12 protein-coding genes are annotated in these 12,425 nt (G+C 72.3%); 5 read left to right on the forward strand and 7 right to left on the reverse strand.

All coding sequences use genetic code 11. From position 1 onward, the window contains the following. Positions 1-58: 58 nt before the first annotated feature. The 4 genes from ACFWI4_RS02760 to ACFWI4_RS02775 all read right to left on the reverse strand — a co-directional run bounded on the left by ACFWI4_RS02760 (position 59) and on the right by ACFWI4_RS02775 (position 3,963). The gene (locus ACFWI4_RS02760; RefSeq protein WP_387190131.1) at positions 59-1,171 is read right to left on the reverse strand and encodes a sensor histidine kinase; all 1,113 of its coding nucleotides are present in this window, start codon (positions 1,169-1,171) and stop codon (positions 59-61) included. Then, complete coding sequence (locus tag ACFWI4_RS02765; protein ID WP_387190133.1) at positions 1,164-1,964, reverse strand: response regulator transcription factor; 801 nt, start codon at positions 1,962-1,964, stop codon at positions 1,164-1,166. The genes ACFWI4_RS02760 and ACFWI4_RS02765 overlap by 8 nt, the downstream gene beginning before the upstream one ends. Before the next feature lie 32 nt (positions 1,965-1,996). Next, positions 1,997-2,737, reverse strand: coding sequence for a VanZ family protein (locus tag ACFWI4_RS02770; RefSeq protein ID WP_387190135.1), 741 nt, complete (start codon positions 2,735-2,737; stop codon positions 1,997-1,999). 206 nt (positions 2,738-2,943) lie between these two features. Beyond that, a complete protein-coding gene (locus ACFWI4_RS02775) occupies positions 2,944-3,963 on the reverse strand; it encodes an aldo/keto reductase (RefSeq protein WP_387190137.1) in 1,020 nt (339 codons plus the stop codon). A gap of 197 nt (positions 3,964-4,160) precedes the next feature. Here ACFWI4_RS02775 and ACFWI4_RS02780 point away from each other — a divergent pair, with 197 nt between their 5' ends. Further along, positions 4,161-4,760 (forward strand): TetR/AcrR family transcriptional regulator, encoded by a 600-nt coding sequence (locus tag ACFWI4_RS02780; protein WP_387190140.1) that lies wholly within the window; start codon positions 4,161-4,163, stop codon positions 4,758-4,760. A gap of 64 nt (positions 4,761-4,824) precedes the next feature. On the opposite strand, the gene ACFWI4_RS02785 is transcribed toward ACFWI4_RS02780, so the two are convergent. Then, complete coding sequence (locus tag ACFWI4_RS02785; protein WP_387190143.1) at positions 4,825-5,583, reverse strand: ABC transporter permease; 759 nt, start codon at positions 5,581-5,583, stop codon at positions 4,825-4,827. Further along, on the reverse strand, positions 5,573-6,556 hold the full coding sequence (locus ACFWI4_RS02790; RefSeq protein WP_387190145.1) for an ABC transporter ATP-binding protein: 984 nt from the start codon (positions 6,554-6,556) through the stop codon (positions 5,573-5,575). The genes ACFWI4_RS02785 and ACFWI4_RS02790 overlap by 11 nt, the downstream gene beginning before the upstream one ends. A gap of 94 nt (positions 6,557-6,650) precedes the next feature. Between ACFWI4_RS02790 and ACFWI4_RS02795 the strand changes: the two genes are divergently transcribed. After that, positions 6,651-7,286, forward strand: coding sequence for a TetR/AcrR family transcriptional regulator (locus tag ACFWI4_RS02795; protein WP_387190147.1), 636 nt, complete (start codon positions 6,651-6,653; stop codon positions 7,284-7,286). A gap of 66 nt (positions 7,287-7,352) precedes the next feature. On the opposite strand, the gene ACFWI4_RS02800 is transcribed toward ACFWI4_RS02795, so the two are convergent. Further along, positions 7,353-8,801, reverse strand: coding sequence for a PucR family transcriptional regulator (locus ACFWI4_RS02800; RefSeq protein ID WP_387190149.1), 1,449 nt, complete (start codon positions 8,799-8,801; stop codon positions 7,353-7,355). A 97-nt stretch (positions 8,802-8,898) separates the two neighbouring features. Between ACFWI4_RS02800 and ACFWI4_RS02805 the strand changes: the two genes are divergently transcribed. The 3 genes from ACFWI4_RS02805 to ACFWI4_RS02815 all read left to right on the forward strand — a co-directional run bounded on the left by ACFWI4_RS02805 (position 8,899) and on the right by ACFWI4_RS02815 (position 12,385). Further along, positions 8,899-10,458, forward strand: a complete 1,560-nt coding sequence (locus ACFWI4_RS02805) for a purine-cytosine permease family protein (protein WP_387190150.1) — start codon at positions 8,899-8,901, stop codon at positions 10,456-10,458. A gap of 69 nt (positions 10,459-10,527) precedes the next feature. Next, positions 10,528-10,929, forward strand: coding sequence for a YybH family protein (locus tag ACFWI4_RS02810; RefSeq protein ID WP_387190152.1), 402 nt, complete (start codon positions 10,528-10,530; stop codon positions 10,927-10,929). Between the two features lie 16 nt (positions 10,930-10,945). Continuing rightward, positions 10,946-12,385, forward strand: coding sequence for a gamma-aminobutyraldehyde dehydrogenase (locus ACFWI4_RS02815; RefSeq protein ID WP_387190154.1), 1,440 nt, complete (start codon positions 10,946-10,948; stop codon positions 12,383-12,385). Positions 12,386-12,425: the final 40 nt, after the last annotated feature.

Genomic DNA, 12,425 nt, shown 5'->3' on the forward strand with positions numbered 1-12,425 from the left:
AACCACGGGGCTACGGGGCTACGGGGCTACGGGGCTACGGGGCTACGGGGCTACGGGGCTACGGGGCTACGGGGCTACGGGGCAGCCTGACCGTGACGAGGAGACCGCCGTCGGGGCGGGCGGCGAGTTCGAGGGTCCCGTCGTGGGCGCGGACGACGCCGGCCACGATGGCAAGCCCGAGACCGGCACCGGCGTGCTCATCGGTGCGTACGCGTTCCGTTCCCCGCCGGAACGGCTCGGTCAGGGCCTGAACCAGCTCCGCCGGCAGGCGCGGGCCCGTGTTCTCGACCCGCAGCACGCTGGTGTCCCCGTGCTCCGCGGTGTGGACCGTCACGGTCCCGCCGTCGGGGATGTTGTGGACGACGGCGTTCTGGACGAGGTTGGTCACCATCCGCAGCAGGAGCTCCGCCGAGCCGCCGGTCCGGGCGGGCTCTCCGGTGACGTCGAGCGTGATCCGGCGCTGTTCGGCGAGCGGGAGCAGGGTCTCGGCCGCCTCCTCGGCGATCAGGGACAGGTCGACGCTCTCCCGGGGGAAGTCCCCGCGCTCGCTGCGGCTGAGCAGGAGCAGGGCCTCGGTGAGGTCGATCGCCCGTGTGTTGACGGCGTGCAGCCGCTCGATGAGCTCGTCCCGGTCCCGCGTGGGGTCCTTGCGGGCTACGTCGAGGAGTGTCCGCGAGATCGCGAGCGGCGTGCGCAGTTCGTGGGAGGCGTTCGCGGCGAACCGCTGGTGCTCGTCGACGTGCGACTCGAGTTGTTCGAGCATCGAGTCGAACGCGTCGGAGAGTTCACGGAACTCGTCCCGGCGGCCCGTCATCCGGATCCGGTGGGACAGCGACCCGGTCCCGGCCGTCCGTACGGCGTCGGTGATCCGGGTGAGCGGCGACAGCATCCGCCCCGCGAGGATCCATCCCCCGAGCAGGCCGAACGCCAGGAGGAAGGCGAGCGCGACGGCCGCGGCGGGGGCGAACCCGCGCAGGAGGTCGGAGCGGCTGGGCCCGACGATGATCACGGCTCCGTACGTCCGCTGGAACAGCCGGGGCTTGTAGGTCGGCAGCCAGCGGAGCACGAACACCCACATCACGGCCAGCAGGAGGGTCCCGGCGACGAAGAGGAATCCGGCGTAGCTGAGGGTGAGCTTCAGTCTGGCGCTGTGCCCCGGGTTCCTACGCATGAGGACCGCGGGGATCCACGAGGCCGCCGGCTTCGCTGCCGGAGCGGGTGCCGGAGCCCGTGCGGGTGCCGGGGGCGGCGCCGGTGCCGGTGCCGGTCTGTGCGCCGGTGTCCGTGCCGGTGGCTGTCGCTGTGTCCGCGTCGATCCGGTAGCCGACGCCGGGCACGGTGGCGATGATCCAGGGCTCTCCGAGCCGTTTGCGCAGTGCGGAGACCGTGATGCGGACGGCGTTGGTGAAAGGGTTGGCGTTCTCGTCCCAGGCCCGCCCGAGGAGTTCTTCGGCGCTGATGACACCGCCCTCGGCGGCGACCAGGACTTCGAGCACGGCGAACTGCTTCCGGGTGAGGGCGACATGACGTCCCTCGCGGAAGACCTCCCGGCGGAACGGGTCCAGGCGCAGGCCCGCGATCTCGCGGACCGGAGGCCGGGCGTACGCGCGCCTGCGGTCCAGCGCCCGCAGCCGCATCACGAGCTCCCGCAGCTCGAACGGCTTGGTGAGGTAGTCGTCAGCGCCGAGCTCGAAGCCGGAGGCCTTGTCGTCGATCCGGTCGGCCGCGGTGAGCATGAGGATCGGGATGCCGCTGCCGGAGGCGACGATGCGCCGGGCGACCTCGTCGCCGGACGGGCCGGGGATGTCACGGTCGAGGACCGCGAGGTCGTAGGAGTTGACGGCGAGCAGTTCCAGCGCGGAGTCGCCGTCGCCCGCGATGTCGGCGGCGATCGCCTCCAGCCGCAGCCCGTCACGGACGGCCTGCGCCAGATAGGGCTCGTCCTCCACGATCAGTACACGCATGTCAGAAGCCTAAGCAGCACGCCGCACCGCCGTCACACCCCTGGTCGGCCGGGACACCCCGCTCGGCCCGCCGGGACCGGCTCGGGACGAGTGCGGTCGGAGGGCGCCGCCTCGCGGGTGCGCCACCAGCGGCGCGACGCCAGCCCGGCCAGCAGGGCGCCGGTCGCGTTGACCAGTACGTCGTCCACGGAGGACACCCGGTCCAGCCACAGCACGTACTGCGCGACCTCGACCAGGACCGAGCAGCCCGCCCCGAGCGCCAGGACCCGGGGGACGGTCGCCAGGGAAGCGAACCGCATCGGGGCGAAGAACCCGAGCGCCGCGAAGACCAGCAGGTTGCCGATGATCCCGCCCGCCCCCATCGTGACCAGGTCCCGCAGCGGTACGAGGCTGACGCGGCGGGGGGCGACGCCGGGCGCGAGGCCGGGCATCATCGTCAGCCACACGAACGGCACCGTCCCGTGGACCATGCCCACCTCGGCCAGCGACCTGCGCCACGCCCACGTCGAGCCGGCCCCGGCGGCATGACGCCAGGAGGCGAGGGCCCAGGTGATGAGCACGGACAACGGAATCGTGACGAGCGCCATGAGCACCACGCCGTTGAACGTGTCGTAGCAGCCGTGCCAGCGCCCGGCCATGCACCGGGGGGCGGACATCATGAGCGGCCGCCGGATGACGAACAGGACGCTCGCCAGGCCGAGGACCGCCAGGCTCAGCGGCACGATCCTGAGGGTCCGGCGGGACGGCGCCGGCACGGGCGCGTGGTGGGTCATGGTCCCAGTCAAGTCGACGGCCGGTTGCGCCGGTGTATCGGGTTTTCGATATGCCGGCGATACGGACGTGCCCTCGCGACGGACGTGCCCCCGCGACGGCGGTGGCCGCGCTCCGGGGCGCCGGCTCGGGCGGGGCCGTCGGGCCCGTGCGGTCGGACCGTCAGCGGCGGCGCAGTGCGGCCGTCAGCGGCGGCGCAGTGCGGCCGTCAGCGGCGGCGCAGTGCGGGATCGAGCAGGGCGGGCGGGGTGTCGAACTTCTCCTCGGGGGCGAGATCCGTCCCCGGGGCCACGACGGCGTCGATCGCGTCGAGCACGTCCGGCGGGAGCACGGTGTCGGCGGCGGCGAGCTGGGAGTGGAGATGGTCCAGGGTCCGGGGGCCGATCAGCGCGCTCGTCACGGCGGGATGCGCGGTGACGAAGCCGAGCGCGAGCTGGATCAGCGTCAGCCCGGCCTCCTCCGCGATGACCGCCAGTCGCTCCACCGCGTCGAGCCGGGCCTGGTTGGAGGGAACGGCGAGGTCGAAGCGCTGCGGCAGGAACACCGAGCGGCTGGTGGTGATCTCCCGGCCCTTCCTGACCGCGCCCGACAGCCAGCCCGAGGCCAGCGGGCTCCAGGCCAGGACACCGAGCCCGTACTCCTCGGCCACGGGCAGGACATGGGCCTCGATCCCCCGTTGCAGGACGGAGTAGCTGGGCTGTTCGGTGGCGTAGGGCCGCAGGTGATGTTCCTTGGCGGCCCAGCGGGCCTGCACGATGCGGTGGGCGGGGAAGGTCGACGAACCGAAGTAGCGGATCTTTCCCGCGCGTTGCAGGTCGGTCAGGGCCGCCAGGGTCTCCTCGTCGCCGGTGGCCGGGTCCCACCGGTGGATCTGATAGAGATCGACGTGGTCGACCCCGAGCCTGCGCAGGCTGTTGTCCAGCTCGGTGACCAGCCAACGGCGCGAGGAGCCGCGGTGGTTGCGCTCCTCCCCCATCGGCATGCCCGCCTTCGTGGCCAGCACGATGTCGTCACGGCGGCCGGCGATGGCCTTGCCGACCATCTCCTCCGACTCGCCGTCGCCGTACATGTCGGCGGTGTCGATGAGGTTGATCCCGCCTTCAAGAGCGGCGTCGACGATGGCGGTGGCCTCGTCCTGGGTGGTGCGCCCGATCCTTCCGAAGTTCATCGCGCCGAGCGCGAGCGAGCCGACCTGCACACCGGTGCGTCCCAAAGTGCGGTACCGCATGTCCTGTCTCCTTCGATACGGGTGAGGCGATAGGGGTGAAGCGTGATGACGGAGCGGATTGGCCGCCGGGTTCCCGGTCTGCCATCATGAGCAAACGGAACACCGTCCCGTTTGACGATACGGAACACTGTCCCGCTTAGCAAGGCGATACGGGACATCGTTCCGTTTCGCTGTCCGGCCACGGAGGGAAGGGCACGATGAACGGCAGCGACGACACCGCGGAACAGGGGGCGGCCCGGCCCAGGCGGGCCGACGCCCGGCGCAACCAGGAGACGCTGCTGGACGCCGCCGCCGCGGTCTTCGCCACGTCCGGCGTGGAGGCGCCCGTGCGCGACATCGCGGCCAGGGCCGGCGTGGGCACGGCCACCATCTACCGCCACTTCCCCACCAGGGCCGATCTCATCGTCGCCGTCTACCGGCACCAGGTCGAGGGCTGCGCCGAGGCGGGACCGGCCCTGCTGGACGAGTGCCCGTCCCCCTACGTCGCGCTGTCACGGTGGATCGACCTGTTCGTCGACTTCCTCGTCACCAAGCACGGGCTCGCCGCCGTCCTGCAGCCCGACAACACGGCGTTCGACACCCTGCACCGGTACTTCATCGACCGGCTGCTCCCCGTGTGCGCCCAACTCCTCGTCGCCGCCGCCGAGTCCGGCGAGATCCGCCCGGAGCTGACGGCCTATCAACTGATGCGCGGCATCGGCAACCTCTGCATCGGCGCCCACAACGACCCCCGCTACGACGCGCGGCGACTCGTCGGGACCCTCGTCGCGGGCCTGCGCGACCCCGGGCGGGCGTGACCTCCCGCCGGCCCGCGGTCACCCAACTCATGCGTCCCGCAGGCAGGTTCGGGCGGTCCGTCGCCTAGAGCGCCACCAACCGGCCCCCGCGCCCCCGCAGCCGGACCGAGGCGACGGTGCCGCAGACCAGTGCCACGCCCAGCAGCGTGCCGCAGGACCTGGCCACCGTGGACGTGTCGCCGGACAGCGCGGCCCGCATGCCGAGAGCGGCCCAGTAGCCGGGCGAGGCCGGGGCGACGGTCGCCACCCAGGCCGGCAGGGACACGAGCGGGACCAGGGCGCCCCCGACACTGCTCAGCAGCATGGCGCCGATGTCGTACGCGGCCGAGAGCGCGCCCAGGCTGCCGACCAGCACACCGAGCAGGGCGCCGAGGCCGAGGAGCGTGCAGCTCCAGCCGAGCAGCACGCACAGCAGCAGGAACGGGTGCGGGACCCGCAGGCCGAAGAAGCACACGGCGAACCCCACGATGAGGAACTGCTGGGCGAGCAGGGTCAGGAAGGCCGGAACGGCCTTGCCGACGAGCAGTTCGGCGGGATGCAGGGCGGTCGCGCGCAGCCGGTCCCAGGTCCGGCCGAGCCGTTCGGTCAGGATCGCGCTGCCGCAGATGCCGAGGGCGAGCAGCGAGAAGGTGACCAGCGTGCCGACGACCGCCTGCTGCGTGCCGGCGCGCTCGCCCTGCCCGGCCGTGTAGAGCGGGCGCAGCAGTGTGACGAAGGCGAGCGGAAGGATCATCCGGCTCAGGACCGGGCCGGGTTCGCGTGCCATGAGCAGGACGTTGTGGCGTATCAGCACCCACAGACGGGCGGCGGACTCACGCGACATCGCGAGCCTCCGTCCGCGTCACGGCTTCAAGGCCCCCGGGGCGCGTGGCGGCACCACGGTCGCCCCCGCCCAGGCCCTCCATGACCGTGCCCTCGCTCTCCACGGACGCGGCCGGGCTCTCCGTGGACCTGCCGTCGCCCTCCATGGAGCGGTAGAGGTCGTCCAGTCCGGGGCGGCGCACGTCGACGGACACGGGGGTGCGGCCGGTCGCGAGCAGGGCGGCCAGATCGGCGCCGGGGTCCTTGGTCGGCCTGCGCAGTTCGGGTTCGCCGGGGTCGGCGAAGGTGACCCGTAGTTCGCCGGGCAGATGGCGGGTGAGTTCTTCCTGCGTGCCGCGGGCGATGATCCGTCCGGCCCGCGCGAGCGCCAACGTGGCGTCGAGATCGACGAGTTCCGGCAGATAGTGGGTCGTGTAGACGACGGCCGCGCCGGCCGCGGCCCGGGCCCTGACCGCCTCCAGCAGGGCGGAGCGGGTCTCGGGGTCGGCCCCGGCGGTCGGCTCGTCCAGCAGGAGCAGCGGCGGTGATCCGACCATGGCGGTGGCCGCCTGGACCCGGCGGCGCTGCCCTCCGGACAGCGCGGCCACGGGCCGGTCCGCCACGGGGGTCAGGCGCAGTTCGTCCAGGACCCGGGTGATCTCGGCGTCCCCGTGCCGCCCGCGGAACCCCGCGAGTCCGGCGAACAGCCGCAGGTTCTCCCGTGCGGTGGCGCCTCCGTAGAGGGCGAGTTCCTGCGGGGCGACGCCGAGCCGGCGGCGGGCCCTGCGGCCGTCCCGGAGCGCGTCGAGGCCCGCGATGGCGACGCGGCCCGCGTCGGGGCGTACGAGACCCGCGACGATCTCGACGAACGTGGTCTTGCCCGCGCCGTTGTGGCCGATCAGACCCACGATCTCCCCGGCCGGAACCGTCAGGTCGAATCCGTCGAGCGCGCGGCGCGGGCCGTAGCGCTTCACCAGTCCCTCTACGAGCAGCATCGTCCGTCCTTCATCAGGTCCACGGCGTGGACGTCTACGCTGTACACGTCTACACCGTATACGTATACGCCGTACACGTCTACTCTGTAGACCCATGAGTGGGAGACGGGACGAGATCCTGGACGCGGCCGTGGCCATCGCCGACGAGCAGGGAGTCGACGCCGTCTCGATGCGCGCCCTGGCCGATCGCGTCGGGGTGACGCCGATGGCGCTGTACCGGCACGTCAAGGACAAGTCGGCACTGCTCGACGGCATGGTCGGACGGCTGCTCACCGCGCTGCTGCCCGCGGACCCGGCCGATCGGCACACCTGGGACGAACGGCTCCGCGCCCTCGCGCACGCCGCCCGCGCGGTGACCCAGCGGCACCCGTGGGCCGCACAGCTGCTCTTCTCCCGGCCCGCCGTCACCCCGGACGGGCTGAGGGCGGTGGACATCATCTACACCGCGCTCATCGAGGCCGGGGTCCCCGAGCCCCAGGTGCCCCGGCTGGAACGCCTGATCAGCACCTTCGTCATCGGCTTCGCCGCCTCCGAGGCCTCGGGCCGCTTCGCGCCCGGCCCCGGCGACCCGCGCGGCCGGCGGGGCCATCTCGACGACAGCGAACTCCCCGGCCACAGCGCGCTCGGGCCGTGGCTGGACCTGCCGCTCGACCTCACCGCCGAGTTCGAGGCCGATCTCGCCGACATCGCACGCCTGGTCGAGGCGGTCGCGCGGCGCGGCGAAGGGTGATCCCGGGCGCCCCGGACGCCCAGGGCGGGTGGACCGGGGTGATCCCGGGCGGACCGGCCCGCCCGCTCAGTCGGTGAGGCCCAGCGCCCCGGCCGCCTGGATCGCCAGCCAGACCTCGGCCAGCGCCGCCGTCGACGTCAGATCACGGTCGGTGAGCGCCCCGAAGCGGCGCAGCCGGTAGGCGAGGGTGTTGGGGTGGATGTGCAGCGCGGCGGCCGCCGTCTCGGTGCGGCGGTCGCGTTCCATCCAGGTACGGGCGGAGACCAGCAGCTGGGAGTCGTGGCCCTCGTCGTAGCGCAGTACCCCGCCGAGCACGTGCTCCACCAGCGCCGTCAGGACGGCGGGATCGTCGGGCAGCCAGCGGCCGGCCCCGTCGTCGCCGTAGTGGACGACGGCACGGCCCGACTCGACGGCCTTGGACACCGCCCACAGCGCCTCGCGCTGGGCGACCTTCAACGCGGCCCCCGGCGCGAAGGGACGGCTGGCCCCCGCCGCAACGGCGGGCAGCTCGCCGACGGCCGCCGCCAGTTCCGGCGCCCCGAGGACATAGCGGTCCTCGCCCCGGGTGAGCAGCAGATGCGGCCGGTCCTCCAGACAGCGGAGCAGTGCCTCGTCGGTGGTGCGGCGCACGATGAGCAGCACGGTGTCGCCCTCGATCGCGTGCCGGGCGAGCCGTCGCCGCGCCGCCTCCGGGTCGAGCACCTCCTGCAGCAGCTCGGCGAACGTCTCCGCTCCCTCGCGGCGCAGCGTCTCGCGTTCGTTGCGGACCATCGCCAGCCGCAGCGCCGCGACGGTGGCGATGTGCTGGACGACGGCGAGCCCGGCGGGCCGGGCGCCCGCGCGCTCGTACGCGACGAGGAAACCGGCTGGTCCGCCGGGCGCGGGCACCGGGAGGACGAACCCGCCCGGGATGGTCGGCGGGGCGTCGACGGACGCGGGCAGAACGGCCGGGTCCGGCACGGGGACTCCGGGCAGCAGCGGGCGCCCCTGGGGTGTGCAGAGGAAGACGTCGTAGCCCGACAGGCCTTCGAGCCGGCGCAGCAGTGTCGGCGTGTCCAGGTCCTCCGTGACCAGCCAGCGCAGCGCTCCGAAGACCTGGAGCTGCGCGCCCAGCCGGTGCCTGGCCTCCTCCTGGGCCGAGGCGGCGACCTCCTGGGCGACGGCGATGAAGGGGACGGCGAGCGGGACCTCCAGGACCGGGAAGCCCCGCTCCCGCGCGGCGTCGAAGAACGCGTCGTGCAGCGGTGGCATGTGGAGCTGAGCCGAGAGCGCGAGTCCGGACGCCCCGGCGTCGTCCAGCCGCTCCAGATAGGCGCGCTGTTCCGCGGCGCTCCTGGGGATGGCCAGGCCCGCGGTCATGATCAGCTCGGCTCCCATGAGCCAGGGCGTCGGGTCGACGAGCTCGCTGGCGTGGGCCCAGGAGACCGCCCGGTCCAGGCCGCCGCCGGCCTTCAGCGTCAGCTGGAGGGCGGGCGAGGAGAGCAGGTCCTGGATCGTCAGTTTGTTGCCGGCCACAAAAGACATCGTACGCATCTGTGATGCCCACCATTGTCGCAGGTCACCGGGGGCCTCACACTATGGGTGCCGATATTTGAGTGGTGTACAAAAATAGATGGGAGGGCCCGTGACGACCTCGGTCAGTACCTCGGTCACAGAAATCGAGACCTACGGCGTCGAGCGGATCCCGGACGAGGACCGCACGGCCCGGCCGATCGACCTGTTCCGGCTCGCGTTCGGCGGCGCCAACACCTTCGCGACCTGTGTGCTGGGCGCGTTCCCGATCCTCTTCGGCCTCTCCTTCTGGCAGGGGCTCGCGGCGACCGTCCTCGGCCTGGTCGCGGGTGCGCTGCTGCTGGCCCCGATGGCGCTGTTCGGCCCCGCGAACGGCACGAACAACGCCGTCTCGTCGTCCGCTCACCTGGGTGTGCACGGCCGGGTCGTCGGTTCCTTCCTGTCCCTGCTCACCGCGATCGCGTTCTTCTCGATCTCGGTGTGGTCCTCGGGCGACGCGCTCGTCGGCGGCGCGCACCGGCTGGTGCACGTCCCCGAGTCGGACGTCACCTACGGCATCGCCTACGCGATCTTCGCCGGGCTCGTGCTGGTCGTCTGCGTCTACGGCTTCCGCTTCATGCTGCTGGTCAACAAGATCGCGGTGATGGCGGCCTCCGCCCTCTTCGTGCTCGGTGCCTTCGCCTTCGCCGGCGACTTCGACCCGGGTTACGCGGGCGCCTTCGCCTCGACCCACGACGCCATGTTCTGGCCGTCGTTCATCGGCGCGGCGCTGATCGTGCTCTCCAACCCGGTCTCCTTCGGCGCGTTCCTCGGTGACTGGTCGCGCTACATCCCCGCGAACACCCCGCGCCGCCGGGTGATGGGCGCCGCGTTCCTGGCCCAGATCGCGACGCTGCTGCCGTTCCTCTTCGGCCTCACCACCGCGTCGATCATCGCCACGAAGGCCGCGAAGTACGTCGACCCGGCCGCCCCGAACTACGTCGGCGGGCTCCTGGCGATCTCCCCCGGCTGGTACTTCCTGCCGCTGTGCCTGATCGCCCTGATCGGCGGCCTGTCCACCGGTACGACGTCGCTGTACGGCACGGGGCTCGACTTCTCCAGCGTCTTCCCGCGCTTCAACCGGGTCCAGGCCACCTTCTTCATCGGCGTCCTGTCCATCGCGTTCATCTTCATCGGCCGGTTCGCGCTGAACCTCACGCAGTCCATCTCCACCTTCGCCACGCTGATCATCACCTGCACGGCGCCGTGGATGGTCGTCATGGCCCTCGGCTTCGTCACCCGCCGCGGCTGGTACGACGCGGAGGACCTCCAGGTCTTCAACCGGCGCCAGCGCGGCGGCCGCTACTGGTTCGCGCACGGCTGGAACTGGCGCGGCATGGGCACCTGGCTCGTCAGCGCCGTCGTCGCCCTGCTGTTCACCAACCTGCCGGGCCAGTTCGTCGGCCCGCTGGGCAACCTGGCGAACGGCGCGGACATCTCCCTGCCGGTCGGCCTCGCCCTCGCGGTCGTCCTCTACTTCGCCGCGCTCACCTTCTTCCCCGAGCCGCGCGCCGTGTTCGGTCCCGAAGGACCCCGCTTCGTCCCGTCGACCGACGCCGAGATCACGCCGATCACCGGTGGCGCCGAGGAGAAGACCGCCGAGCCCGCCGCGGCCGTCTGACCCTCCCCCGCCACCCCCACCGACCGGGCGCCCGGCCCTGACGCCGGGCGCCCCTATCAGGAGCCGTGCATGAGCACCACCACCGTCCAGGAGATCGAGACGGCCGCGGACGCGCTCGTCGCCGCCTTCGCCGAGGGCCGCCTCGACGACTACTTCGGCGCCTTCGCACCCGAGGCGACGTTCGTCTTCCACACCACGCGCCGGCGTCTCGGCTCCACCGCCGAGTACCGCGCCCTGTGGCAGGAGTGGGTCGAGCAGGACGGCTTCCGCATCCTCGGCTGCACCTCGTCGGCGCAGCTGGTCCAGCCCTTCGGCGACACGGCCGTCTTCAGCCACGACGTGGAGACCCGGATCGCCACCAACGCCGGCGAGGAGACGGTGCACGAGCGGGAGACCATCGTCTTCGCCCGTTCCGAGGACGGCGCCTGGCTCGCCGTGCACGAGCACCTGTCCCCCCGTACCGCCGCCTGACCAGGAGAGACGTTCCATGAGCAGCACGTTCCGCAACTACATCGACGGCGCGTTCGCGGATGCCGTCGACGGCCGGACGCTCGACGTGGTGGACCCCACCACAGGTGACGTCTACGCGACCTCCCCGCTCTCGGGCGCGGCCGACGTGGACGCGGCGATGGCGGCCGCCGCCGCGGCGTTCCCCGTGTGGCGCGACGCGACCCCGTCCGTGCGCCAGCGCGCTCTGCTGAAGATCGCCGACGCGATGGAGGCGCGCGCCGAGGAACTGGTCGCCGCCGAGAGCCGCGACACCGGCAAGCCGCTGCACCTCACCCTCGGCGAGGAGCTCGGTCCGGCGATCGACCAGGTCCGCTTCTTCGCGGGCGCGGCCCGGATGCTGGAGGGCCGCTCGGCCGGCGAGTACATGGAGGGCATGACCTCGATCATCCGCCGCGAGCCGGTCGGTGTCTGCGCCCAGGTCGCGCCGTGGAACTACCCCCTGCTGATGGCGGTCTGGAAGTTCGCCCCGGCGCTCGCCGCGGGCAACGCGGTCGTGCTCAAGCCCTCGGACACCACGCCGGCCTCCACCGTGCTGATCGCGGAGATCATCGGCGGGGTCCTCGAGGAGCTCGGCCTGCCCAAGGGGATCTTCAACGTGGTCTGCGGCGACCGCGAGACCGGCCGTCTGATGGTGGAGCACCCGACCCCGGCGATGGCCTCCATCACCGGCTCGGTCCGCGCCGGCATCCAGGTCGCCCAGAGCGCGGCCAAGGACGTCAAGCGCGTCCACCTGGAGCTCGGCGGCAAGGCCCCGGCCGTGGTCTTCGAGGACGCCGACCTGACGAAGGCGGTCGAGGACCTGGTCGTCGGCGGCTTCTTCAACGCCGGCCAGGACTGCACGGCCGCCACCCGCGTCCTGGTCCACGCGTCGGTGCACGACGAGTTCGTCGCCGCCCTCGCCAAGGCCGCCGCCGAGACCAGGACCGGTCTGCCGGACGACGAGGACGTGCTGTTCGGCCCGCTCAACAACGCCAACCAGCTCGCCCAGGTCAGCGGATTCGTCGAGCGTCTGCCCGAGCACGCGCGGATCGAGGCCGGCGGCCACCGGGTCGGCGACAAGGGCTACTTCTACGCCCCGACCGTCGTCTCGGGCCTGAGGCAGGACGACGAGATCGTCCAGAACGAGGTCTTCGGCCCGGTCATGACCGTCCAGTCCTTCACGGACGAGGACCAGGCCGTCGCGTACGCCAACGGCGTCGACTACGCGCTGGCCTCCTCGGTGTGGACCAAGGACCACGCGCGGGCGATGCGGATGTCGAAGCGGCTCGACTTCGGCTGTGTGTGGATCAACACCCACATGGCACTGGTCGCCGAGATGCCGCACGGCGGGTTCAAGCAGTCCGGCTACGGCAAGGACCTGTCCGCGTACGGCTTCGAGGACTACACGCGGATCAAGCACGTCATGACGTCGCTCTGATCGGACGTCCGACGACGGAGGGGTGGGCCCGGCATCGCGC

Source organism: Streptomyces sp. NPDC127038 (assembly GCF_042725875.1).
Lineage (GTDB): Bacteria > Actinomycetota > Actinomycetes > Streptomycetales > Streptomycetaceae > Streptomyces.

Excerpts from the sequence above, each read along its gene's own strand:
- ACFWI4_RS02790 (WP_387190145.1), bottom strand. The coding sequence starts at position 6,556 with ATGCTGCTCGTAGAGGGACTGGTGAAGCGCTACGGCCCGCGCCGCGCG.
- ACFWI4_RS02810 (WP_387190152.1), top strand. The coding sequence starts at position 10,528 with ATGAGCACCACCACCGTCCAGGAGATCGAGACGGCCGCGGACGCGCTC.
- ACFWI4_RS02760 (WP_387190131.1), bottom strand. The coding sequence starts at position 1,171 with ATGCGTAGGAACCCGGGGCACAGCGCCAGACTGAAGCTCACCCTCAGC.
- ACFWI4_RS02780 (WP_387190140.1), top strand. The coding sequence starts at position 4,161 with ATGAACGGCAGCGACGACACCGCGGAACAGGGGGCGGCCCGGCCCAGG.
- ACFWI4_RS02770 (WP_387190135.1), bottom strand. The coding sequence starts at position 2,737 with ATGACCCACCACGCGCCCGTGCCGGCGCCGTCCCGCCGGACCCTCAGG.
- ACFWI4_RS02785 (WP_387190143.1), bottom strand. The coding sequence starts at position 5,583 with ATGTCGCGTGAGTCCGCCGCCCGTCTGTGGGTGCTGATACGCCACAAC.
- ACFWI4_RS02775 (WP_387190137.1), bottom strand. The coding sequence starts at position 3,963 with ATGCGGTACCGCACTTTGGGACGCACCGGTGTGCAGGTCGGCTCGCTC.
- ACFWI4_RS02795 (WP_387190147.1), top strand. The coding sequence starts at position 6,651 with ATGAGTGGGAGACGGGACGAGATCCTGGACGCGGCCGTGGCCATCGCC.
- ACFWI4_RS02805 (WP_387190150.1), top strand. The coding sequence starts at position 8,899 with ATGGGAGGGCCCGTGACGACCTCGGTCAGTACCTCGGTCACAGAAATC.
- ACFWI4_RS02765 (WP_387190133.1), bottom strand. The coding sequence starts at position 1,964 with ATGCGTGTACTGATCGTGGAGGACGAGCCCTATCTGGCGCAGGCCGTC.
- ACFWI4_RS02815 (WP_387190154.1), top strand. The coding sequence starts at position 10,946 with ATGAGCAGCACGTTCCGCAACTACATCGACGGCGCGTTCGCGGATGCC.